At 36.2% G+C, this 22,856-nt stretch carries 20 protein-coding genes and 1 riboswitch; of the genes, 10 read left to right on the forward strand and 10 right to left on the reverse strand.

The genetic code is table 11. The features are described from left to right. Nucleotides 1–89 precede the first annotated feature (89 nt). Nucleotides 90–1,142 carry an oxygenase MpaB family protein gene (locus tag MM213_RS01800; RefSeq protein ID WP_241409594.1) on the reverse strand — a complete coding sequence of 351 codons (1,053 nt, stop codon included), beginning with the start codon at nt 1,140–1,142 and terminating at the stop codon, nt 90–92. Between the two features lie 177 nt (nt 1,143–1,319). On the opposite strand from MM213_RS01800, the gene MM213_RS01805 reads away from it, so the two are divergent. Together MM213_RS01805 and MM213_RS01810 are read left to right on the forward strand one after the other, a co-directional pair. Further along, nucleotides 1,320–2,123 (forward strand): TolB family protein, encoded by an 804-nt coding sequence (locus MM213_RS01805; protein WP_241409595.1) that lies wholly within the window; start codon nt 1,320–1,322, stop codon nt 2,121–2,123. A gap of 248 nt (nt 2,124–2,371) precedes the next feature. Then, a complete protein-coding gene (locus tag MM213_RS01810) occupies nt 2,372–3,283 on the forward strand; it encodes an SMP-30/gluconolactonase/LRE family protein (RefSeq protein WP_241409596.1) in 912 nt (303 codons plus the stop codon). Nucleotides 3,284–3,332: 49 nt separating this feature from the next. Here the strand turns inward: MM213_RS01810 and MM213_RS01815 are convergent, their stop codons facing one another. The 4 genes from MM213_RS01815 to MM213_RS01830 form a co-directional block, all read right to left on the reverse strand. Then, the gene (locus MM213_RS01815) at nt 3,333–3,716 is read right to left on the reverse strand and encodes an acyl-CoA thioesterase (RefSeq protein WP_014773178.1); all 384 of its coding nucleotides are present in this window, start codon (nt 3,714–3,716) and stop codon (nt 3,333–3,335) included. A 133-nt stretch (nt 3,717–3,849) separates the two neighbouring features. Continuing rightward, nucleotides 3,850–6,192, reverse strand: a complete 2,343-nt coding sequence (metE, locus tag MM213_RS01820; protein WP_241409597.1) for a 5-methyltetrahydropteroyltriglutamate--homocysteine S-methyltransferase — start codon at nt 6,190–6,192, stop codon at nt 3,850–3,852. A gap of 246 nt (nt 6,193–6,438) precedes the next feature. After that, nucleotides 6,439–6,630, reverse strand: a riboswitch (cobalamin riboswitch). Between the two features lie 153 nt (nt 6,631–6,783). After that, the gene (locus MM213_RS01825) at nt 6,784–7,488 is read right to left on the reverse strand and encodes a DsbA family oxidoreductase (RefSeq protein WP_241409598.1); all 705 of its coding nucleotides are present in this window, start codon (nt 7,486–7,488) and stop codon (nt 6,784–6,786) included. A gap of 264 nt (nt 7,489–7,752) precedes the next feature. Beyond that, nucleotides 7,753–8,826 carry a Fic family protein gene (locus MM213_RS01830; protein ID WP_241409599.1) on the reverse strand — a complete coding sequence of 358 codons (1,074 nt, stop codon included), beginning with the start codon at nt 8,824–8,826 and terminating at the stop codon, nt 7,753–7,755. Nucleotides 8,827–9,236: 410 nt separating this feature from the next. Here MM213_RS01830 and MM213_RS01835 point away from each other — a divergent pair, with 410 nt between their 5' ends. From MM213_RS01835 to argH, 8 genes are all read left to right on the forward strand, one after another. Then, the gene (locus MM213_RS01835) at nt 9,237–9,917 is read left to right on the forward strand and encodes a GNAT family N-acetyltransferase (protein ID WP_241409600.1); all 681 of its coding nucleotides are present in this window, start codon (nt 9,237–9,239) and stop codon (nt 9,915–9,917) included. A 35-nt stretch (nt 9,918–9,952) separates the two neighbouring features. Then, on the forward strand, nt 9,953–11,152 hold the full coding sequence (locus MM213_RS01840; RefSeq protein ID WP_241409601.1) for an argininosuccinate synthase: 1,200 nt from the start codon (nt 9,953–9,955) through the stop codon (nt 11,150–11,152). Continuing rightward, complete coding sequence (argC, locus tag MM213_RS01845; RefSeq protein ID WP_241409602.1) at nt 11,142–12,107, forward strand: N-acetyl-gamma-glutamyl-phosphate reductase; 966 nt, start codon at nt 11,142–11,144, stop codon at nt 12,105–12,107. Before MM213_RS01840 ends, argC begins: the two co-directional genes overlap by 11 nt. Before the next feature lie 11 nt (nt 12,108–12,118). After that, nucleotides 12,119–13,249, forward strand: coding sequence for an aspartate aminotransferase family protein (locus tag MM213_RS01850; protein ID WP_241409603.1), 1,131 nt, complete (start codon nt 12,119–12,121; stop codon nt 13,247–13,249). 108 nt (nt 13,250–13,357) lie between these two features. Then, nucleotides 13,358–14,302 (forward strand): Rossmann-fold NAD(P)-binding domain-containing protein, encoded by a 945-nt coding sequence (locus tag MM213_RS01855; protein ID WP_241409604.1) that lies wholly within the window; start codon nt 13,358–13,360, stop codon nt 14,300–14,302. A 26-nt stretch (nt 14,303–14,328) separates the two neighbouring features. Next, nucleotides 14,329–15,129 carry an acetylglutamate kinase gene (gene argB / locus MM213_RS01860; RefSeq protein WP_241409605.1) on the forward strand — a complete coding sequence of 267 codons (801 nt, stop codon included), beginning with the start codon at nt 14,329–14,331 and terminating at the stop codon, nt 15,127–15,129. 164 nt (nt 15,130–15,293) lie between these two features. Beyond that, nucleotides 15,294–16,373, forward strand: coding sequence for a M20 family metallo-hydrolase (locus MM213_RS01865; RefSeq protein ID WP_241409606.1), 1,080 nt, complete (start codon nt 15,294–15,296; stop codon nt 16,371–16,373). 172 nt (nt 16,374–16,545) lie between these two features. Further along, nucleotides 16,546–17,886, forward strand: a complete 1,341-nt coding sequence (argH, locus tag MM213_RS01870; RefSeq protein WP_241409607.1) for an argininosuccinate lyase — start codon at nt 16,546–16,548, stop codon at nt 17,884–17,886. Between the two features lie 39 nt (nt 17,887–17,925). On the opposite strand, the gene MM213_RS01875 is transcribed toward argH, so the two are convergent. From MM213_RS01875 to MM213_RS01895, 5 genes are all read right to left on the reverse strand, one after another. Continuing rightward, entirely contained in the window at nt 17,926–18,447 is a 522-nt protein-coding gene (locus tag MM213_RS01875; RefSeq protein WP_241409608.1) for a hypothetical protein, read from the reverse strand. A 13-nt stretch (nt 18,448–18,460) separates the two neighbouring features. Further along, entirely contained in the window at nt 18,461–19,726 is a 1,266-nt protein-coding gene (locus MM213_RS01880; RefSeq protein WP_241409609.1) for a hypothetical protein, read from the reverse strand. Nucleotides 19,727–19,733: 7 nt separating this feature from the next. Continuing rightward, nucleotides 19,734–20,312: a YceI family protein gene (locus tag MM213_RS01885; protein WP_241409610.1), complete on the reverse strand. Its 579-nt coding sequence runs from the start codon at nt 20,310–20,312 to the stop codon at nt 19,734–19,736. Nucleotides 20,313–20,501: 189 nt separating this feature from the next. Next, nucleotides 20,502–22,169, reverse strand: a complete 1,668-nt coding sequence (locus MM213_RS01890; RefSeq protein ID WP_241409611.1) for a DUF6909 family protein — start codon at nt 22,167–22,169, stop codon at nt 20,502–20,504. 128 nt (nt 22,170–22,297) lie between these two features. After that, the gene (locus MM213_RS01895; RefSeq protein ID WP_241409612.1) at nt 22,298–22,813 is read right to left on the reverse strand and encodes a DinB family protein; all 516 of its coding nucleotides are present in this window, start codon (nt 22,811–22,813) and stop codon (nt 22,298–22,300) included. Between the last annotated feature and the right edge of the window lie 43 nt (nt 22,814–22,856).

Below are 22,856 nucleotides of genomic sequence, written 5' to 3' on the forward strand. Positions count from 1 at the left end.
AAGAATGCCAACTGTGAAAAATGCATTTTTAAGCCAAATTCAAGGCTATAAACAGATATTCTTGATAAAATCGGACAAAAAGTGTACGGTTATGAACGTTTTATAACCGGTATATGAAGTTGAACTTCTTTTCCAAAGTCAATTTTTGATTTCGCTATGAAGAGTGATCTTATCTTTTTGTAAGAAGGGTTTTTACCTGATTGCCTGTAAAAACTTAAGTCTAACATTAATCCATACAAAGCTTTTGGAAGTTGAAATTCTTCATTGATCCCTAAAGCTGATGAAGCTTCCTTTCCTATAAAGTACGCAATTATCGTTTCAATGTAGCTCGTTAGGTTCTTGTCGGGAATACTGTTTTTATAATATTTAATCAATGAACCAATAAGAACCTTACCAGCCTCGGACTCCTTGAGTTGTCGTTTTCTAATGATCTTTTCAAGTTCAAATGATTCCTTAGACGTATCAGGCCAATAGCTAATATTTATCCCCATATAATAGCCGATAATTTTCCAATAATGCAGAACTGCCTCCAATGTCACTTTACCCGGAAATCTCCCCATTTTTTCCATTCCCCTGATCACCATTAGGCTAAATGCACTATTTGTACCTATCATATCTTCCTGATTGATTGGGATTCCCCATTCATTGTTCCAGTCTATGGCATATTTTTTTACAAAATACCTACTGTAAGCATGTATCAATCTCACTTTGGCAAAAGTAATCAAAGCCTGATCATCTGAAAGGAATGTACCAGGACGATAAGCATCAAGTAAGAAAAGTGCCGTTTCAGAAAGCCTCAACCCTACTTCATCTGTGATTCTTTTAGACCTGATCAGAACTTGAGCACCATCTCCAAATGCATAACAAAAAGGCAATGAATAAAAACCCAACATTGCCAAATACATATTTCCTTCTTTATTGAAAAAATCTTGGGAAATTTTCACTTTATCCTTTTCAATAAAATCTGGAGCTTCTGAATAAAACTCAATAAATCTAATTAATTCTTTCGGGAAACCCGCTATATCATTATTATTGGGAAATACTGACCAAGAATTAATCTTAATCGCCCATTCTGGTGAGTCAATAAGAATAGGAATCAGAGCATCGGCCAAAGGATCACCCTGACTTCTTAGCGGCTCCATGTATTGATTTTGATATAATTTTAATTTATCCACTTACTTCTAACCTGCATTTTGTAATTTAGTTTTCTAATTCCACGAGTACTTATGCTAAAGAAAATTTGCCCTCTCATATTATTATTTCTTATTTTAAACTTTAATGCCTTTTCACAAAATTCAACCGACATCATATCCATAGATGTGAAGAAATCAGGTGGTAAGATCCAATTGGTCAAAGGGAGTGAAACAAAGATAACTGATAGAAAAGGCTACGATAATCAACCTAGTTTTATCAATGACAAACAGCTTGCTTTTTCTTCTGCTGATGAAAAGGGGAATTTTGATATCATTATCTATAATTTTGAAAACAGCAAATTTACCAATCTTACCAAGACCCCAAACCAAAACGAGTATTCCCCAAGAATCACAGATTGTGGATTGTATGTATCTGCTATCACAGTTGAAGAAGATGGGAAGCAGAGACTATGGCTTTATCCTATAAATTTCGGAGAGCCAGAATTGTTGTACGACGACATTCTTCCTGTAGGCTATTACGATTGGTATGACAACAAAGCTGCAATGTTTGTACTTGGTAGCCCTAACAGATTGGTCTATCCATACAGCAAAGATGATATTTTTACGATAAAGGAAAATATTGGAAGGTCTATTAGAAAAAGACCAAAATCCAGTGAAATGAGTTTTGTTGATAAAAACAAGAAAATTGACCAAGGGTCAGACAAGGTGTTTCTCATCAATGGATATGATTTAGAAAAAAGGAAAAGCCTAACTTATGGCAATACATTAAACGAAAATGAAGACTTTATATGGATAGATAAAAACCATCTATTAACATCCAAAGGGACTGAATTATTTGTGAGAAAATTTAATGATTCTAACTGGAGGAAAATAGGTGACGTTGATATTAGTGGTTACGGAAAAATAACTAGGTTGGACTATTCCAAAAAACTCGGGAAAATTGTAGTAGTTTTGGATAGGTTAGATTAATTAGTTAGAATTAATGCCTACATACTTGGTCTGCGTCCCTCAGAACCCAATCCCCTTGGTCTGTTTCTGACACACCAATCACTGACCAAAAGAGAACAACCTTAAACAGCGGGCATTCCTCAACGACTGTTAAATTCGATTTCTCTGATAATTTGGATCAAATTTTGACATAGTATACCAAATCCTCAATAAAGTCTCTAAACTTGTAAAGAAAAACTTAAATAGAACTTATTCCCAAAATATTTGCCATGAATTATAAACTGATAGTATTTGCCCTTTGCACATTTGCACTAGTAGGAAAAAGCCAAGGACAAATTGTTGATAAAAAGAACTTGATAGAGAAAAATGCGCAATTGGAAAAAATTGAGACTGGCTTTGCATTCACCGAAGGTCCAGCTGTAAGTCGTTTGGGTGATGTATATTTTACTGACCAACCAAATGATAAAATTATCAAGTGGTCTTTTTTTACAGGAAAAACAGAAGTATTTATGGAAAATGCCGGCAGGTCAAATGGGATGTTTTTTGATAAAGAAGGAAACTTGATCGCATGTGCAGATTTGGATAATCAGCTTTGGTCTATAGATGACAAAGGCAATAAAACTGTTTTGATAGAAAGCTACAAAGGCAAAAAATTGAATGGTCCAAATGATCTGTTTATAACCCCAAGTGGTGACATGTACATTACAGACCCTTTGTACAAAAGAGACTATTGGACTAGAGATCCCGAATCACAACAAGACGGCGAACATTTGTATTTCCTTTCTGCAAACAGGTTACAATTTATGCCCGTAGATGAAAATCTCGTAAGACCAAATGGTATCGTCGGAACACCTGATGGGAAAAACTTGTATGTATCTGATCCAGGTGCAAATAAGATTTACAAATACGATATTATTGAAGATGGATACCTTTCAAATAGAGAAATTTACTTGGAGAGAGGATCTGATGGGATGACTATTGATTTCAGGGGAAACATCTATGTAACTGGTGAAGATGGAGTAAAAATCTATAACAAAAAGTCGGAAGAAATTGGTCACATACCAATTCCCGAAAAGTGGACAGCAAATGTGACTTTTGCAGGTCCAGACAGAAAAACGCTTTTCATTACAGCTTCCGAGTCCGTTTACAAAATAAGAATGAAGGTTTACGGAACTTACTAATCTGAGCTTTCCTTAGGAAGCAAAAACAAAAAACCAATCAGCATAGCTATCATACTATGCTGATTGGTTTTTTGTTTTGATCTACTGCTACAAATGTAAATACTCCTGAAACCGCCTTTTCTCTCTTGTCGTCATACATTTCTTCAACATAAATCTCTACATGTACTTTGAGGCTTGTGTTTCCAATTGAAGTAACTCTACCTACCAATTCTACAAATGTGCCTTCAGGAATAGGCTGAGTAAAGTCAATCCTATCACTACTTACTGTTACTACCCGCTGACGGCAAAATCTAGTAGCAGTGATGAATGCCACTTCATCCATCAACTGCATTGCTGTTCCTCCGAAAAGCGTCCCATAATGATTCGTGGTATTGGGGAAAACCGCTTTAAAAATGTGCGTTTCTGATTGCTGTATCCTTTCTTCTAAGTTCATATTATTTCTGTTTCAAAAGCTGCAAATGCAACTGTTTCCTTATTTTATTCTTAAGTCGAGCCTTCAATTTTCTCAAATAAATCAAAAAGAATCAGCAAGCTTCTATACAAACTTGCTGATCTTTCGGTAAACACTAATTCAACGTAACAGGAACTAGTTCTCTCATAGCTTTAGCAGCCAAAACCATTTCGACTAGAGACTTGTGGGTTTCTTCCCATTGTCTTGTTTTCAATCCACAATCAGGATTCACCCATATCTGTTCTGATGGGATTACATCTACTGCTTTTTGCAATAATTCTATGATTTCAGCTTTGGAAGGGACCCTTGGTGCATGGATATCATATACTCCAGGCCCTATTTCATTTGGATACTTGAAGTCTGCAAAAGCATCCAAGAGCTCCATCTGTGAACGAGAGCATTCAATCGTAATCACATCGGCATCAAGGTTGGCTATATGACCAATGATGTCATTGAATTCTGAATAACACATGTGTGTATGAATTTGGGTATTGTCATCTACCCCGCTTGCAGAGAGCTTAAATGCTTTGATAGCCCAATCTAGATATCCTTCCCAATGTTCTTCCCTGATTGGCAAACCTTCCCTCAATGCAGGCTCGTCTATCTGAATGATACGGATTCCTTCTTTTTCCAAGTCCAAAACTTCATCTCTAATAGCCAAAGCAATTTGATTACATGTCACGCTTCTATCTTGATCATCCCTTACAAAGGACCATTGGAGAATAGTCACCGGTCCAGTAAGCATTCCCTTCACAAACTTTGGAGTGAGGGATTGAGCATATTTTGACCAAAATATTGTCATCGGTTCCGACCTATACACATCTCCATAGATAATCGGTGGCTTGACGCATCGGCTGCCATAACTTTGAACCCAACCAAATTGAGTGAATGCAAAACCGTGCAAACGCTCACCGAAATACTCTACCATGTCATTTCTTTCAAATTCACCATGAACCAAGACATCTAAACCAATTTCTTCTTGGATTCTGATTGTCTTCTCCGTTTCATCTTTAATGAATTGTTCATAATTCTGCTTATCGATTCTTCCATTCTTGAAGTCAGCACGAACTTTTCTTACTTCCTTTGTTTGAGGAAATGAACCAATTGTAGTTGTTGGATAAAGCGGAAGATTCAGTAACTCTGCCTGTACAATCTTTCTATTCTGAAACGAAGATTTTCTCTCAAAATCAGAGTCCAAAACATTATTCAATCGCTTCTTCACTTCATTTTTATGAATCAAGCTTGAATTTATTCTGTTGCTGATTGCTTCCTGATTTTTATTGAAAATATCAGAAAATCCATTTTCAAAAGATTCTAAACCATTCGCATTTGGAACATTGACAGATTTTGACAATTTCTTCAAATCACTAATTTCCACCAATTTTTGTTTGGCAAATGAAAGCCAACTTTTGATATCTTTATCAAGTTTCAACTCACTATCCAAATCGCATGGTGAATGAAGTAAAGAGCAAGAAGGAGCTATAAATAATTTTTCGGGATCAACTTTTCTAAGAGCCTTTTGAATTAGATTCAATGAATTTTTATAATCATTTTTCCAAACATTTCTTCCGTCAATTAATCCAAGTGAAATGGAGAGATCTTTCGGTTTATTTCCTAACAACTCATACAATTGCTCGGGACAACGGACCAAATCTACATGGAGACAACAAACAGGTAAAGATGTTGCTACGCTTATATTTTCGTACAAACCTCCAAAATAAGTTGCTAACAATGTCTTCAAGTGAGGGTACTTTTTTCTGATTTGGGAATAGACATTTTGAAAAGCCTCTTTTTCTTTAGTCGAAAGATTCATAGCCAAAAATGGTTCGTCAAACTGAACCCACTCTACACCATGTTCTACAAGCTTATCCAATATTTGGAAATAAACAGGAAGAAGATTTTTTATTAGGTCAATGCGATCAAAACCGGCTTCTTTTTCCTTACCCAGTAAAAGGAAAGAAATTGGCCCCAAAATAACAGGCTTCGTTTTGAAACCTGCCAGTTTTGCCTCTGCAAATTCCTGAATGACTTTTGAAGAAAATAGCTTAAACTCTTGATTTTTCTTGAACTCCGGTACGATGTAATGATAATTCGTGTCAAACCATTTGGTCATTTCCATGGCCTTGATATCCAAACCATTTGCCTGATATCCTCTCGCCATTGCAAAGTACAAATCGATTTCAGACTTATTTTTGTCAAAAATTACAGAATGATACCTTTCGGGAATGGCTCCAATTGTGAATGCCATATCCAAAACATGGTCATAGTAAGAAAAGTCATTTGAAGGAATCAAATCTATCCCACATTCTTTCTGTAAGGTCCAATTGCTGAGCTTGATTTCGTTTCCTACTTGAAACAACTCCTGCCTTGTGATTTTTCCTGCCCAATAGTTTTCACAGGCCTTTTTCAATTCTCGCTGACTACCAATTCGCGGATAGCCAAGATTATGCGTTTGCATGTTCTTTTAACTTTATTTGTTTGAAATAATAGGTTAAAAGCTCATTACAATAAATCAAAAATGCTTTTGGGAAAGAAGGTGTTAGAAAAGTGAAGGAAATAAATATGTCCCAAATCAGACACACTTTTCCTATAAAGGAAAAACCAAAATCGGTAATTCACTTTGGATCAAAGACCTATAGAAATGCCAAAAAAGCATAGAAGGAAATTGAATCACACTTGACTAAAAGCTTCAAATCGCGAAAGCATCGTCATATCGAAATAGGCAGGTCTCCTGACTTGTAACAGCTTCTGTCGTCCTTCCCATTTTATTTAAAACAGTGGACATACTAAGACAAAAACCTTTGGATTGTTACTTACAGTTGCGCGACAGTTCGTGATTTGCACACGATTCCCTTTTAATACACACCTAAGCATAACCAATTCCGGATGATATAGAATTATAGTAAAGAACTTTAATTTCACAAAACTAGTAAAATCACTTTACCCCACACTAATCTATCTAAGTTTTAAATAAATACTTCAAAAACTACTGGGCTTCAAGAATAAATTACAGTTTTATCAAAATATAATTCTGTAGCAAGCATTCTTGTTAACAATTCCCTTCTATGTCACAAGAGCTTCCTTCAGAACTGTTCATTTGTAAAATGGGATTTTCCTTCACATAATCTTCCCAAGCTTTATTCAAAGTATCCTGGAAAACTTCAACAGGTTGAGCTCCCGAAATACCAAATTTCCTATCCAATACAAAGAAAGGCACACCTCTCACTCCAATTTGTCTTGACTCCGAGATATCTTGTTCAACTTTCGCAGCAAACTCATTTGATTCCAAACAGGCCTGAGCCCTTTCTTTATCTATTCCTACTTCTTCTGCCAAAGAAATTAAAGTACTCAAGTCATCAATGTTTTTTCCTTCTGTAAAATAAGCCCTCAAAAGTCTTTCTTTCATTGCATCACCCTTTTCCACTGTTTTAGATAGCTGCAATAGTCTATGTGCATTTTTGGCATTTGCTACTACTGTATTCTCCATCTTATATGTCAACCCTTCACCTTCAGCCATTTCTACCACTTGATTGGTGATTTGCTGAGTTTGCTCTAGACTCCAGCCTTTTGTCTCTGACAAATACTCCAAAGTGGATTTTTCAGGATCTGTTTTCATATCTGGGTTAAGCAAAAAACTCTTCCATTCGATTTTTACATGATCTTTGTATTCAAAACTTTCCAATGCAGACTCGAGTCTTCTTTTGCCTATGTAACAAAAAGGACACATGATATCTGACCATATCTCTATTTTCATAATATATTTGGTTTTATTGTATGAATAATCAAATTTTGATGTCAAGAGTTCCAAAAAATATGAAAACTAAAGAATGCCCGTCCTGCGCTATGGATGTTGATAAGAAAGCAATTTTCTGCCCTATATGTGAATTTGAATTCCCTCGTAGAAAGCCAATCTATTCAATCATTGCGATCATTATGGCTGTTATTTTATTGATTCTATTCATCTTTTAGAAAAAAACACAGAGTTTTAGCTTTTCGACTAAATCTCTGTGTCATCCACCTACCCCGCCATTTCAATGTGGCTTTCGAGAGAATTTTTTAAAACATCAATCACTAGGTGATAAAACACTTCTGGATTGTTGTTAATTTGAACTTCCTCCAATGCCTGATAATAAGCCAATCGAGAACTCAAATCACCTTTTAGGTTAGCTATCGAATATCCATGTTTCATCAAAATTAAATTCATAACCAAGCGGCTAGTCCTTCCATTTCCATCTATAAACGGATGAATACTCACCAACCGCTCATGCAATTCTATTGCTAAAATAACGGGATGTAATTTATTTTTATTGGATGTATAATAAATGAAATAATCTTCCATCAACTTATCGATCATAAAAGGCTGAGGAGGCTCGTGCCTACTTCCTGATATGCGGACAGGCACTTTTCTATATCTACCGGCATTTTCTTTATCGATTCCCTTCAGAATCAAATAATGAAGATCCATTAGAACTCTCTTGCCAAAATCAATCTCATCTTTTATCAATTTTTCTATGTAATCAATGGCTTCAGAATGATTGACTGCCTCTAAATGCTCTCTCATTGACTTTCCTCCTATCGTAATCCCTTCATTCACCACCAAGTGGGTCTCTTGAAGAGACAGTGTATTACCTTCAATCCTATTGCTTTCAAAGGTATAAGAGATATTGAAGTATTCTTTCAATTTATGAAGCTGGGTCTGATTCAAAGGTTTTTTGGTTTGCCATTTTTCTTTTAGACTATCCAAGTTCTTTAGCTTTTCATTTACTTCTTGACTTAGACTCTCTTTTGCAAATATTTGACTTTTAGTCAGGTATTCTACTCTAGATTCAGCTAATGCCAACACTTTGGAAGGATCTTCTTCACTTTCTAATATTTGATAAATCTTCTCTGCCAACCAAATTTTGCGAAGCTCTGACAATGGGATATCTAATACACGCGCTAATGCTACGAGATTATTTTCATTGGGAATCCTGTGTCCTTTTTCAAATTTTGATATTAATGCTGCGTCTAAATCACATTCTTTGGCTACTTCTCTTATTACTAGTCCTTTTTGATTTCGAGCATTTGTGAGTAACTGTGATAATGACTTCATTTTGTTGACTTTTTTGATCATGACAAATTTAGTCAACATTTTTTGGTTTTGGAATTTTTTTTCCAATTTTTCCTACTTTTTTCTCTCCTTCCAAAAAATTCTTCATTTCTTTAAATTTTTGGTATAAAACCTTGCATTTTATTTTAATACTTGTAACCTTTGTTGCGCAAGAAGCGAAAGATGAAAAAAACAAACACCATAGCTACTTTTTACAAAATTTACCCAACTTCCTTGGGTTTAACAGCTATGCTATTTTTAGCTCCTTTAAGAGAATTTAGGAACAGCTTTAGGGCAGTGTCCCTTCTATAATTTTTGGTGCCCTACGTGGGCGACCTACCCCATATACTTTATTACTAAACCACTTAATTTCAACCTAAGAGTCTTTACTCTGTCTATTACTATCAAACCAAATGGACAATTACTCTTTTATTATTAAACCTGCTAGTCAGGAACACACATTATTCGCAGTTACCATAACTGATGAAATGGAGCAATCAGCCAAAGCAAGAGGCACCGGAATTGCAAAAAGATCCCCAGAATACATCGTTACAAAAATGATGGAGGGAAAAGCCGTCATTGCCACTACCACTGAAGGTGAATGGGCTGGATTCTGTTATATTGAAGCTTGGGGACATGGAAAGTATGTCGCAAACTCAGGATTGATTGTAGCACCAAAATTCAGGAAGTATGGATTGGCTAGAATGATCAAAAAAGAAATCTTCAAACTCAGTAGAACCAAATACCCAGACTCAAAAATTTTTGGATTGACTACCGGGGCAGCAGTTATGAAAATAAATTCTGAATTGGGATACATACCTGTTTCTTATTCAGACTTGACAGATGATGAACAATTCTGGAAAGGTTGCCAAAGCTGTGTGAATTTTGAAATATTACAAAGTAAAAACAGACAAAACTGTCTTTGCACAGCCATGCTTTATGAACCAAAACTGAAAAAAGTAGAGCACGAAGATCTTGCATTGAGAAATGACTTCAAAAAGAATATAAAATTGTTTGAGAGGTGGACAAGATTGAAAAAATATGTCATGCTTAACATCAAAAAGACCAAAGACAAAACCATTAGCTTATTTTAAATCTAAAGCCCTAGGCTTTTTAAAAACAACCAAAAATGAAAAAAGTAGTATTAGCTTACAGCGGAGGATTAGACACAACTTTTTGCGCTCTCCATCTTTCCAAAGACCTTGGATATGAAGTTCACGCCGTATTGATCAATACAGGTGGATTCTCCCCTGAAGAACTAAACGAAACTGAAACAAGAGCAAATAGCCTTGGAATCTCATCATTTACAATTCTTGATGTCACCAAAACTTACTACCAAGAAGTAATTAAGTTTCTAGTATTTGGGAATGTATTGAAAAATCAAACTTACCCACTTTCAGTATCTGCTGAGAGAATCTTACAAGCAAAAACTTTAGCAGAATATGCTAAGAAAATTGGAGCCAAATGTGTAGCCCATGGCAGCACCGGCGCTGGAAATGACCAAGTAAGATTCGATATGATTTTCCAAACGATCGTTCCAGATATTGAGATAATCACCCCTATCCGTGACCTTAAACTAAGCAGAGAAGCAGAAATAGAATATCTCAAAAAACATGGTGTTTCCATGAATTTTGAAAAGGCAGCCTACTCTATCAACAAAGGTATTTGGGGAACTTCAGTAGGAGGAAAAGAAACATTGACTTCAAGTCAAACACTTCCAGAAGCTGCTTGGCCAACTCCTGCTACAAAAACCAATTCAGAAGAGATTTCTCTTACATTTGAAAAAGGTGAATTGATCGGAGTAAATGATAAGAAATATGAAAACTCCGTGGACGCAATCCTTAAGGTAAATGAACTAGCCGCTCCTTATGGAATAGGCAGAGATATTCATGTTGGGGATACAATTATCGGTATCAAAGGTCGTGTAGGATTCGAAGCAGCAGCCCCTTTGATCATAATCAAATCCCATCAATTATTAGAAAAACATACATTGACGAAGTGGCAAACATTTTGGAAGAACCAAATTTCTGAGTTCTATGGCAACCACTTACATGAGGGACATTACTTAGATCCAGTTATGAGAAATTTAGAAGCATTCTTAGCAGATAGCCAAGAATTTGTATCAGGAAAAGTCAAAGTATCGCTCCACCCTTATAGATTCCAGCTCATTGGTATCGAGTCTGAGCATGACTTGATGGCTTCCAAATTTGGTAGCTATGGAGAAATGAACAAAGGATATACAGCTGAAGATGTAAAAGGTTTCACAAGAATTTTGGGCAACCAAACCGCTATTTTCCATCAAGTAAACAAGAGTGACAATGAAAATTAAGGTAGCAGTCATTGGCGCAGCAGGATATACAGGAGGAGAGTTATTGAGACTTTTGGTTCATCATCCCAATGTTGAATTAGCATATATCCATAGCAATAGTCAAAAAGGAAAAACAGCCTCAGAAGTACATCCTGATCTGATTGGCGACATAGATCTGATTTTCACTGACAAAGTAAGCACTGAGGGAATAGAAGCTGTATTCTTAGGGCTTCCGCATGGAGAGACCAAAGGATTTTTGGAAGAAAACAAGTTTGCAGAAGACACCATCATCATCGATTTGAGCACAGATTTCAGGGATGAAAGCAACGATTTCGTATATGGTCTTCCAGAAGTCAACAAAGAAAAAGTAAAAGCAGCAAAAAAGATAGCCAACCCTGGCTGTTTCGCAACTGGTATTCAACTAGCCCTTGCTCCTGCTATTTCTAAAGGATGGGTTAAAGATACAATCCATGTCTCGGGTATCACAGGAAGTACTGGTGCCGGAAAAAAGCTTGCCGAAACCTCCCATTTCAGCTACAGAAACAATAACACATCTGTATATAAGCTATTTACACATCAACACCTCAAAGAAATCAAACAAACCTTTGGGCAAATTCAAAGTGATTTCAATTCGGACATTCTTTTTGTTCCATACAGAGGGAATTTTGCCAGAGGTATCTGGATCACCGCATATTTCCCTTTCGAAGGAAGTCTTGATGAAGCATATGAGACTTATGAAGCTTTTTATAAAAACGCTCCATTTACACATGTATCCAAAAAAGATATTGACCTCAAACAAGCAGTCAACACCAACAAATGTATCATTCATTTGGAAAAAGAAAATGGTCAATTAGTCGTCTATTCGGCTATTGACAATCTATTGAAAGGTGCGTCTGGACAAGCAGTGCAAAACTTCAATTTAGCATTTGGAATTGAAGAATATACTGGGTTAAAACTTAAAAGTATAGCTTTTTAACACTTAGGAAAATGAATTTATTTGACGTTTACCCCTTAATCAACGTTACCCCAGTCAAAGCCTCAGGTTCAAATTTATGGGATGAAAATGGTGTAGAGTATCTTGATTTGTATGGTGGTCATGCTGTGATTTCTGTTGGACATGCGCACCCTCACTTTAATCAGCGAATCAAAGATCAATTAGATCAAATCACCTTTTATTCAAATTCGGTACATATACCTATTCAAAAAAAACTAGCTTCAAAACTAGGAGAACTATCAGGGTATCCAGACTTCAATTTATTCCTATGCAATTCTGGAGCTGAAGCCAATGAGAATGCATTAAAGCTTGCTTCATTTGTTACAGGCAAGTCTGGATTCATTTCGTTTTCAGGGGCTTTTCATGGAAGGACTTCAGGAGCAGTAGTGCTTACTGACAATCCTAAAATCATTGCACCAAATAATCAGCGCTCGGATGTACATATTCTTCCTTGGAATGATATTGATGCAGTAAAAAAGCAATTTGACAAAGGAAATATTGCTGGAATAATAATAGAAGGAATTCAAGGTGTTGGTGGTATTCATGTTCCAAATCCAGATTTTCTTCTGGAAATTTCAGATTTGTGCAAGAAAAATGGTGCAAAACTAATCCTAGATGAAGTTCAATCAGGTTATGGTAGAACTGGTAAGTTCTTTGCACATCAGTGGGTAGAAGAGCTTGTTCCTGACCTTATCACCATGGCAAAAGGAATGGGAAATGGCTATCCAATTGGAGGGGTTCTAATCCATCCAGAAATCGAAGCTAGCTATGGACTCCTAGGTACAACTTTTGGAGGAAACCATTTGGCCTGTGCAGCTGGACTGGCTGTTTTGGAAATCATCGAATTTGAAAACCTGATGGAAAAAGCTTTGGAATCAGGAGAGTTTTTGATGAAAAACCTATCTAGTATAAAGGGAGTAAAAGAGGTCCGTGGAAAGGGCTTGATGATAGGTTTGGATTTGGACAAAGAATCCGCTCCAATCCGTTCTGAATTAGTAAATAAATACAAAATATTCACGGGAAGTTCAGCAGGAAAACATACAATTCGTTTGCTTCCTCCTTTAAATATTGAAATTAATCAGCTATCTTCGTTTTTGATCTGTTTAAAAGAGATTTTGAATTAAATAGATTTTATATAGCATAAATGCAATTTTATTTTAATAAATACATCTATTCCTTAATATTTCAGTAATTAAAATAATTGAAGATTTCTCTTCAATGGTATTTATCTCATGAAGCATTTCACTCAATTTGAAAATAAAAGTCTTGCAGAACAGCTTATTGAAGAAGCTTTAAAATACAAAACCGACCCACGTCAACATATCTCAAAAGGACTTGGAAAAAGAGTTGGTTGTATTTTCTTGAACCCATCACTAAGAACCCGCGCAAGTACACAAATTGCTGCCTTAAACTTAGGTATGGAACCGATAGTGATGAACATGGACAAGGAAGGTTGGGCATTGGAGATGCAAGAAGGGGCCGTTATGAACAAAAGTACTGTCGAACATATCAAAGATGCTGCTGCTGTTTTGGGGACTTACTTCGATGTATTGGCGATTCGAGCTTTTCCTTCTTTATCAAACAAACAAGAAGATTCAGAAGATTTCGTCTTCAATCAGTTTATAAAATACTCCGGAGTACCTGTCATTAGTTTAGAAAGTGCCATCAGACATCCATTGCAAAGCTTGGCTGATATGATCACAATCCAAGAAAACATCATTGCAGGACATAAACCAAAAGTTGTCTTGACTTGGGCCCCACATATCAAAGCTATTCCCCATGCTGTGGCAAATTCATTTGCCGAATGGGCTATTGGCTGCGGACATGATTTGACTATTGCCCATCCAGAAGGTTATGGTTTAGATTCGAAATTTACAAAAGGAGCAAAAATCGAATATAACCAACAAAAAGCCTTAGTCGATGCAGATTTTGTGTATGTAAAAAATTGGTCAGCTTTTGATGATTATGGCAAAATCCATTGTACAGACACATCTTGGATGCTCACTGAAAAGCATTTCAAGAATGCCAAAAACGCAAAAGTGATGCATTGCCTTCCTGTAAGGAGAAATGTCGAGTTATCTGATGAAATCCTCGATGGAAGCAGAAGTCTTGTCCAAAAACAAGCTGAAAACAGAATTTATGCTGCTCAAGCAGTTTTAAGTAAAATAATTGAATAATTAAATAGCTCAAACCTACCACAACCATGAATATCAGCATAATCAAAATTGGAGGGAATGTCATAGACTTTCCCGAAAAACTAGATGAATTTCTTTATTTGTTCTCGAGATTTCCAGGAAAAAAGATCCTTATACACGGAGGCGGTGTCTTGGCATCCAAATTCGGTGAAAGTATGGGAGTAATGCCCGAAATGGTCGATGGAAGAAGAATTACAGATAAAGACACCCTTGATATTGTCACCATGGTCTATGCCGGACTTATCAACAAGCAAATCGTCGCCAAACTCCAAAAACTAAAGCAAAATGCACTTGGTATGACTGGCGCAGATGGAAACCTTATCCGATCAAAGAAAAGACCTATTAAAACCATTGACTATGGTTTCGTTGGAGATATTCAAGAAGTGAATACTGACTTGATCGGAACACTTTTAGACGAAAATATCATCCCTGTGATATGTGCCATCACACATGACAAAAAAGGACAACTACTCAATACCAATGCTGATAGCATTTCTTCTGAATTGGCAGTAGCCCTTTCTGGTAAGCATAAAGTCAATCTATATTACTGCTTCAACAAAGCGGGTGTTTTGATTGATGAGAAAAATGACGATTCCATCGTACCATTGATCAATGAAGATATCTACTCAGAATTGAGAAAAGAAAATGTAATCCATTCTGGAATGATCCCAAAACTTGACAATGCTTTTGCAGCCTTGAATAAAGGTGTCAATCAGGTTTGGATTGGCAAAGCGGAAAATCTTCTTTTGGCAGCCAAAGGAAAAGTCTCCGGGACAAATATAGAAAAGCATAGATACGATCTATATTGATTTGAAAAGTCGAAATTTATTTCTCTAAGACAGCAGTTCCTATCAAGTAAACTGGAATATCCTTTTCTGACATTCGAGAAAATCCCAATTATAAGGTATTGAATATGTTAATCTTAATCATCAACCTCAAATTCTTTTGAAGCCAAAAAGTTGATTGAAAATTTATGGAGTCAAACATTATAAGTAGCAGCACATATTCGGATAAAGCAATTTCATTACTGAAGGATCTGATCAAAATACCTTCTTTCAGCAAGGAAGAATCTTTGACTGCAGATATAATTGTTACTTTCCTTGATATGCATCAAATCTCTTCCAAAAGAAGTGGAAATAATATCATTGCCTACAACAAGCATTTTGATGTAAGCAAACCATCCATTTTGCTCAATTCCCATCATGATACCGTCAAACCAAATTCAGGATACACTAAAAATCCTTTTGAAGCCAGAATTGAAGATGGAAAACTATTTGGATTGGGAAGCAATGATGCTGGTGGATGCTTGGTTTGTTTGATCCAAACCTTTATCCATTATTATCCTCAAAATCTCCCCTACAACATCATCTTAGTAGCAAGTGCAGAAGAAGAAATATCAGGAAAAAATGGTATTGAAAGCATTGTAAATCAGCTTCCAAAAATTGAATTGGCAATAGTTGGGGAACCTACATTGATGCAGATGGCTGTTGCTGAAAAAGGGTTGATGGTATTAGACGCAGTAGTCAAAGGAAGGGCTGGTCATGCTGCAAGAGAAGAGGGTGAAAATGCCATTTACAAAGCTTTGGAAGATCTGAACACCATCAAAAACTATCAGTTTGAAAAAGAATCCAAATTCTTGGGTAAAACGAAAGTTTCAGCCACAATCATCCAAGCTGGAAGTCAACACAATGTAGTTCCTGATACTTGTACTTACACTTTGGATGTGCGAGTTACAGATAGCTACACATTGGAAGAAGCATTGATTGAGTTGAATACAGTACTCAAAGCTGAATTGACTCCAAGGTCTATGCGACTCAACTCTTCCAAAGTCCCTCAAGACCACAAAATACTAAAAGTAGCAATCGAATTGAATCTTGTTCAATATGGTAGCCCTACCCTGTCTGATCAAGCGCTGATTCCTTTCCCTTCAATAAAAATAGGCCCTGGAGATTCGGCAAGATCACATACTCCTGATGAATATATTTACATTGAAGAAATCCATTCAGGCATAGAAGGTTACATAAATCTTTTAAATACCTATATCTTTGATTAATCAAAATCCTATGTCGTTTAGATTTGGTCTGTGAGGTTTTTTGTTAAAGATAGAATTTAAACTTTTTTTGGCAAAAAAGCTATCAATAGTTTCCAACTTAACAAGCCTCGTTTCTTGACCAAACAGCATTTAATCAAAATCCCACAATCTAATAAAGAAGCACATTCCAACTATGAAACTTTGGCAAAAAGATAAGACAAGTAAAAAAGAAGTTGAATCATTTACAATTGGTAGAGATCCAGAATTTGATATCCTCTTAGCTCCTTTTGATGTATTAGGTTCAATGGCTCATGCCGTAATGCTAGAGAAAATCGGTCTTTTGACTGCTGAAGAACTATCTATATTGAGAAAAGGATTGAAGGATATTTATCTAGAAATAGAAAAAGGACAATTTCAGATTGAAGAAGGAGTTGAAGACGTCCATTCACAAGTTGAATTTTTACTAACTCAACGATTCGGTGACGTTGGGAAGAAACTTCATAGTGGAAGATCCAGAAATGATCAGGTTTTGGTGGACTTGAAGCTTTACTATAGAGCAGTGATTAGAGAATTGGTAGAAGAAGTTCAAGAATTGTTTACTCTACTTCAAAGCCTATCTGAAAAGCATAAAAATAACCTGATGCCAGGCTATACGCATACCCAACTTGCAATGCCTTCATCATTTGGGCTGTGGTTCGGTTCATTTGCAGAAAGCCTGACTGAAGACTTGGATTTACTTCATGCCGCTTATAATCTTTCGAACAAGAACCCACTAGGTTCAGCTGCTGGATATGGTTCTTCATTCCCACTTGACAGAACACTCACGACAAGTTTGCTTGGCTTTGAGGATCTTCACCACAATGTAATCAATGCCCAAAATAGCCGAGGAAAAACAGAAAAAACAATTGCATATGCCATTGCTGGAATTGCAGGTACTCTAAACAAATTGGCAGCTGATATTTGTATTTATATGAATCAGCATTTTGGTTTCCTAACTTTTCCTGATGAGCTTACTACAGGAAGCAGCATCATGCCACACAAAAAGAACCCTGATGTATTTGAATTGATCAGAGCAAAAACAAATCAAATTCAATCAATTCCTAGTACAGTAACCCTTCAGCTTACCAACATGACGACGGGTTATCATAGAGACTTACAGTTATTGAAAGAATCTATTTTCCCAGGTGTGGAAATGACCTTAGATTGTATCAAAATGACAACATTTATGCTGAAAGAAGTGAAAATCAAAGAGCAAATTTTGAAAGACACCTTTTATAAGCATGTATTTTCTGTGGAAGTTGTAAATGAATTGGTTTTACAAGGTGTACCTTTTAGAGATGCTTACAAAAAAGTTGGTATGGACATTGAAAAAGATGACTTTTCACCAAATCAAGAAAATGTAAAACATACACATGAAGGTAGTATTGGGAACCTGTGTACCAAAGAAATCAAGGTGAAAATGGATAATGCAATTGCCAAGTTCGAATTTGAAAAAGTGAATCAAGCTTTGGAAAGTCTGATTAGTAATTCTTAAAGAAAGTATTAGCTAGATGCTATACTTTCTATCTCTGTTTCAAAATCCCAACTTAATTTCCAGATTCAATTGTTCTTCGACTTTGATCAAACCTCCAAGCTTGCTTGGAGGGCTTAGATCCAGTTCATCAAAGTTGATGGAAATCTTTCCAATCAATTGATCTTTGTGATTTTTCAACTTTAAAGATCTATATTCTAATTTTTTCCCTACCAAATTTACCTTCACATCACAAGTATAGTCACTACCATTTTCACGTAGATTGTTGACAGTGACTTTAGCATGGGGATACTCGGTAGCTTTTATGGTTTTTCTGAAGTCTCTATTGAGCAAAAAATTACCACAACCAAAATCCTGAACCGGAATATCAAAAACTATTGGGTTGTTAAGCTTATTGCTATTGACAAAAAGCGTATCCTTAAAATTCTCGTTAGTATAGTTACAAGTGAATCCACCTAGAGAAGTCTGACCTGATACAGATATTTCTTTCTCAGTGATCACCAGCTTCTTTTCGCTTGAAGCTGTGTAACTACACATTAGAACAAGAATGATAAGGATACGCATGGTTTTGGTTAAATTAGAATCCTATTACACCTTCTATCATCAAGCCATTGAATTTTCCTCCATTTCGAATATCTCCTGCTGCAAAGTCATTGTAATTTTGGCTAACATATTCAACTTTAGCTAAGATATTTTTGGTTACAAACCAGCCACCACCTATTTGAACTCTATCGATGCTGACATCACGGCCACCTGCTAGTTCACCACTAACTTTGTTATATCTAGCTGCTAGGTAAACATTTTCCTTGACACCTAACCTGTATACAGCGTCTGCACCGAGTTGATTCCATTTTCTATCAGCTTGTTCGTTTGCCGCTCTACCTTTTGATTGCTCAAAGTTACCGAATAATTCTAACCCTTTTATTTTCACAAATGGATTCAAGACCATCGCCGTAATATTATCAGTCTGCCCTGGATTGAAACGTCCAGATGTAAAGTTTGCAGCTGTACTAGCTCCAACAGGATCCATAACTAAATAATACCTTGATCCTGCTCTATCTCCACCCCAAAGTGTATTTCGTGCTGAGCCTTTAGTAGTGTACACAGATCCTGTTAACCTTACTCTTACATCATCAGAAACATACTTATCATAACCCAATTTACCTATGAAATTCAGTTTTCTATCATCTGGTCTTGTGATTCCACCTTGGATTTCGCCACCGGTAACACCTACCATAGCTAGGAACCCATTATTTTGGAAGAAAACCTCACCACCCACTTCAGTCGTGAATGCATCCATAATATAGTTTCCTATAAAAGGATTGTACATCGCGTTACCATTATCTGATCTTCTAAAATGTGCATCACCATAGTTGATTTCCATGTGACCTACACGAACAGTCAAATACTTGTCAAACCAATCTGTATTTCCTATGTTCAAAAAGCTCAATTTGTCAACTTGCAAGAAACCTCCTTTTACCCAAGTTTCTGGATGGTGTCTTGAAGAAAGGTAAGTTACCAAATTCAATCTTACACCATCAGCCAAAGCGACGTCGATGTTTAAGTTTGCAGTAGCAAGGTTCGTACCTGCTCCTATTTCGATCAATTCTGGAGAACCTGCTGCATTGCTGTGGCTCAAGCTTTGGAACTGCTGGGTGAAGTGACCTCCTACCCTTACTTTGATTCCATCATACGCTACCGTATCTGCTTTGCCTGTTTCGAATACATTGATTCCTCTTTGATCATAAGATCTCCAGAATTGCATATCTCTTTGGAGACCTTGGGCCATTACAGTGGATGATAAACCTGCAATAGCAATCAGCGTTAAAATTTGCTTTTTCATTACTTTATTATTTAGTAGGTTGGAATGTTACATTGAAATGGATACTTACTTCGTTTCCGGTTTTTACTGTTCCCATCAATGCCGTAGGTGGATCGATGCTATAGTCTGTCAACTTGAAGTCATGCTTACCTTTTACGGTTACTTTTTCGCCAGATATTGTGGCAGTAACAGGGAATTTGGCTGCCTTAGTGACTCCAGCGATGGTAAAGTCTCCGATAGCTTCATAGCTTGAGCCTTTAGCTACCAGCTCTTTTAAGTTGAATTTTACTTCTTTATGGTTTTTTGTATTCAATGCTGCGTAAGCATTTCTGTCCATACCTCCTTTTCCACTTTTTATACTTTCAGCTGGCATGATGATGGTTACATTCGTAATCTTATCAATCTTGCTGTTTTCAAGTGAAATTTGAGCTTTTCCAGTAGCTGTAGAAGATTTCATGTCCCAATCATGGAGAGTAGATGTTCCTGTCACCTTCAATTCTGGATTGCTCGAAAGGGAATAGTTTGTTTGTCCAAAAGCAGAGAGGTTTAGAAAAACCAAAGCTGCAAGCATTGTTATTTTTAGAATAGAAAAGTTGTTTGTTTTCATGATAGTTGGGTGTTTGTTGATGAATCAAAGGTAGACCCAGATAGCTCCCCAAAACATGAGCAAAGTCAGTTTTATTGATGATTTTCAACAATACAAAAAATTCAACTTTAAAATATTTTCCATTAAAAAACTAAAAACCTGATGTTTACACACCAGGTTTTAGTATTCACTTGTTTATTGATAAAAATATTATGAAAATATTTTTTCGAGTATTTTATATGTAATTAGGTAAGTAGGTCTTACTCCTTCCATTCCCAATGCACCCGAAGCCAGAGTGCTTCCTGTTTCCAAAGGGTTGTCTGACGCATAATATGCATATAAAACCTTTACATTTTTGCGGATGCTATTTCTTATTTTACTCGCTGACTGAATTGCTTTTTGGTAATGTGCACCTTCCATCTCAAGTCCTGCGGCTTTCCAAGAGGATTCCATAAAATAGCGCAATACATCCTTGTTTTGCAAAGATGTTCCCAATACAGTGATCATAGGACCTTCATATACTCCAAGTCCAAATCCTTCAAAATCAGATTTTTTCAATTCATTCTTGAATGGATAGTTATCAGCTGTTCCTTCAAAAACATGACTATTTGGTATCATGATATCTCCCTTATTTCCTTCCAAAATCCCTGCTTTCCCCATGATCGATGCAGATACAACATCTAAAGCAATGGACTTTCCATCTTTTTCATATGGTTTCAACAATTCATCAAAACACTCATAAGCCTGCTCACCAAAAGCATAATCCATGACTACAATCACAGGTTTATTCTTCTCCTCATTTGGGATTTTCACCCCGGGGATGATAGTGCCTTTTCCCATTTGGGCAGTATCTATAATCTGTGCTCCAATATTTGTACCTGACAAATCTGGCAAATCAATAAATCCATTCTTATTGGCAAATGCTTGGATTTCTTTCCCTTTATGCTTTTTGTCATTGACACTGATGTCCATTGCTACTTTTTCGATTTCATCATAACTCTTCAAACCTAGTGCTTGATGGCCATAGATTGTATTTACAACACTATGTAAGTTTGCAGAAACGATATGTATGGGTCTTGCCAACAAACCTTGATCGTCCAACACACTTTTGATCCTCGTAGCCCACAGCTCACCATAAACGTGATGCCCAACCCTTTCTCTTAAAGTAGCAGAAAATGAAATCTCCCTGTCTTTTTCATGAAGAAATTCATCAATTGACAACTTTCCTAAGTGGTAAACTATCGAAAAAAGACTATTTGAATTTGAGGATTGTGCAAATTTTTGAATAGCATGGTGCGTTTCGTCAAAAGTTCTTCCAGTAATATGGCTTAAGTATGAACAAGCCGCTTCTTGATCAAAGTCTTCCCCCCTGCTTTCTTTTTCCACTATTTTGGAAAGCATTTCCCAATTCAAGTTTATTCTACCTTTATGGTCAGTACTATTTGCCCTGATTTTTTCAGCTTCAATGTATAAAAATGTAAGGTGAGTCAAGATATCATAAATATCAGATTTACCGCGAGTCATTTCCACATACATCTGATCATCATCCACTCTATAACAATTCCTTTTTCTTCTACTTGGTACCAAAGTTAAAAAATCAGAGTTTTCATAACCTTCCCTGCTAATCAATCTCACAAATCGACATTCTTCAATACCTTTTGGAAGCCTTTCCATTACATAAAGTAATCCATCAAGCTCAATTTTTTCCTCGTCTATGACCAAGCCATAGATTTCTGGACTAAGAACCAAAAGTGAGCTTACAAGGGATTCACCCGACACACCCATTGGTTTATATGTTCCCCTCATAAATAAGTGGCGCATCGTAATATATAGTTTTTCAATGGCTGCCCGAGATTCTTGTGCTCTTGTTCTTTTCATATTTTTCATTTTTTGTATTAGATAAATTCAGCAAATATAATACATTTTTCTTGATAAACTTTAATTTTATTCTAGAAACAAGTGAAATTAATTCAGAAAATTAGGAATCATATATTTTCATTTGCCTATTAATATCGCTCTTTCAGAATTTCCAAATGGTGCATAGCATGGCCTGCTATAATATAAATCAATGCTCTTACACTTACATCATAACCACTAGCATTTCCAATTCTGGAATAGGAATCTTCAGGAAGTGATTTTATCATAGATACTAATGCATATCTAGACATTTCAAAATCTTCCAAAAGATTGACCAAAGGGACCTTATTAGCTCCTGAATTTGCTACATACAGATCTTGATCAAAACTAGGATATGCCGCTTTCTCTCCTCTAGCAAAGCATAAAGCTCTAAATGTCATCACCCTATCTGTATCAATGATATGGCTCAACACTTCTTTTGCAGACCACTTTCCTGGAGCGTATGCCAATTGGGATTTTTCTTCACCCATAGCTTCATAATATCTCCTAACTTCTTCTATTTGGCTCAATAAAAGCTTTGGAACATCTATATTCTCTACCTTTGAAATGTATTTATGATAATATGGAGCATATTCCCCTTCTTTTGGGAAGAAATTTTCGTTCATGTAATTTTTGTTTTGATTAAGGATGCTTTGTGTAAATTTAAGT

Origin of the sequence: Belliella alkalica, assembly GCF_022549785.1 — a bacterium.
GTDB lineage: Bacteria > Bacteroidota > Bacteroidia > Cytophagales > Cyclobacteriaceae > Belliella > Belliella alkalica.

Excerpts from the sequence above, each read along its gene's own strand:
- MM213_RS01800 (WP_241409594.1), bottom strand. The coding sequence starts at position 1,142 with ATGGAGCCGCTAAGAAGTCAGGGTGATCCTTTGGCCGATGCTCTGATT.
- MM213_RS01810 (WP_241409596.1), top strand. The coding sequence starts at position 2,372 with ATGAATTATAAACTGATAGTATTTGCCCTTTGCACATTTGCACTAGTA.
- MM213_RS01815 (WP_014773178.1), bottom strand. The coding sequence starts at position 3,716 with ATGAACTTAGAAGAAAGGATACAGCAATCAGAAACGCACATTTTTAAA.
- metE (WP_241409597.1), bottom strand. The coding sequence starts at position 6,192 with ATGCAAACGCATAATCTTGGCTATCCGCGAATTGGTAGTCAGCGAGAA.
- MM213_RS01825 (WP_241409598.1), bottom strand. The coding sequence starts at position 7,488 with ATGAAAATAGAGATATGGTCAGATATCATGTGTCCTTTTTGTTACATA.
- MM213_RS01830 (WP_241409599.1), bottom strand. The coding sequence starts at position 8,826 with ATGAAGTCATTATCACAGTTACTCACAAATGCTCGAAATCAAAAAGGA.
- MM213_RS01835 (WP_241409600.1), top strand. The coding sequence starts at position 9,237 with ATGGACAATTACTCTTTTATTATTAAACCTGCTAGTCAGGAACACACA.
- MM213_RS01840 (WP_241409601.1), top strand. The coding sequence starts at position 9,953 with ATGAAAAAAGTAGTATTAGCTTACAGCGGAGGATTAGACACAACTTTT.
- argC (WP_241409602.1), top strand. The coding sequence starts at position 11,142 with ATGAAAATTAAGGTAGCAGTCATTGGCGCAGCAGGATATACAGGAGGA.
- MM213_RS01850 (WP_241409603.1), top strand. The coding sequence starts at position 12,119 with ATGAATTTATTTGACGTTTACCCCTTAATCAACGTTACCCCAGTCAAA.
- MM213_RS01855 (WP_241409604.1), top strand. The coding sequence starts at position 13,358 with ATGAAGCATTTCACTCAATTTGAAAATAAAAGTCTTGCAGAACAGCTT.
- argB (WP_241409605.1), top strand. The coding sequence starts at position 14,329 with ATGAATATCAGCATAATCAAAATTGGAGGGAATGTCATAGACTTTCCC.
- MM213_RS01865 (WP_241409606.1), top strand. The coding sequence starts at position 15,294 with ATGGAGTCAAACATTATAAGTAGCAGCACATATTCGGATAAAGCAATT.
- argH (WP_241409607.1), top strand. The coding sequence starts at position 16,546 with ATGAAACTTTGGCAAAAAGATAAGACAAGTAAAAAAGAAGTTGAATCA.
- MM213_RS01875 (WP_241409608.1), bottom strand. The coding sequence starts at position 18,447 with ATGCGTATCCTTATCATTCTTGTTCTAATGTGTAGTTACACAGCTTCA.
- MM213_RS01880 (WP_241409609.1), bottom strand. The coding sequence starts at position 19,726 with ATGAAAAAGCAAATTTTAACGCTGATTGCTATTGCAGGTTTATCATCC.
- MM213_RS01885 (WP_241409610.1), bottom strand. The coding sequence starts at position 20,312 with ATGAAAACAAACAACTTTTCTATTCTAAAAATAACAATGCTTGCAGCT.
- MM213_RS01890 (WP_241409611.1), bottom strand. The coding sequence starts at position 22,169 with ATGAAAAGAACAAGAGCACAAGAATCTCGGGCAGCCATTGAAAAACTA.
- MM213_RS01895 (WP_241409612.1), bottom strand. The coding sequence starts at position 22,813 with ATGAACGAAAATTTCTTCCCAAAAGAAGGGGAATATGCTCCATATTAT.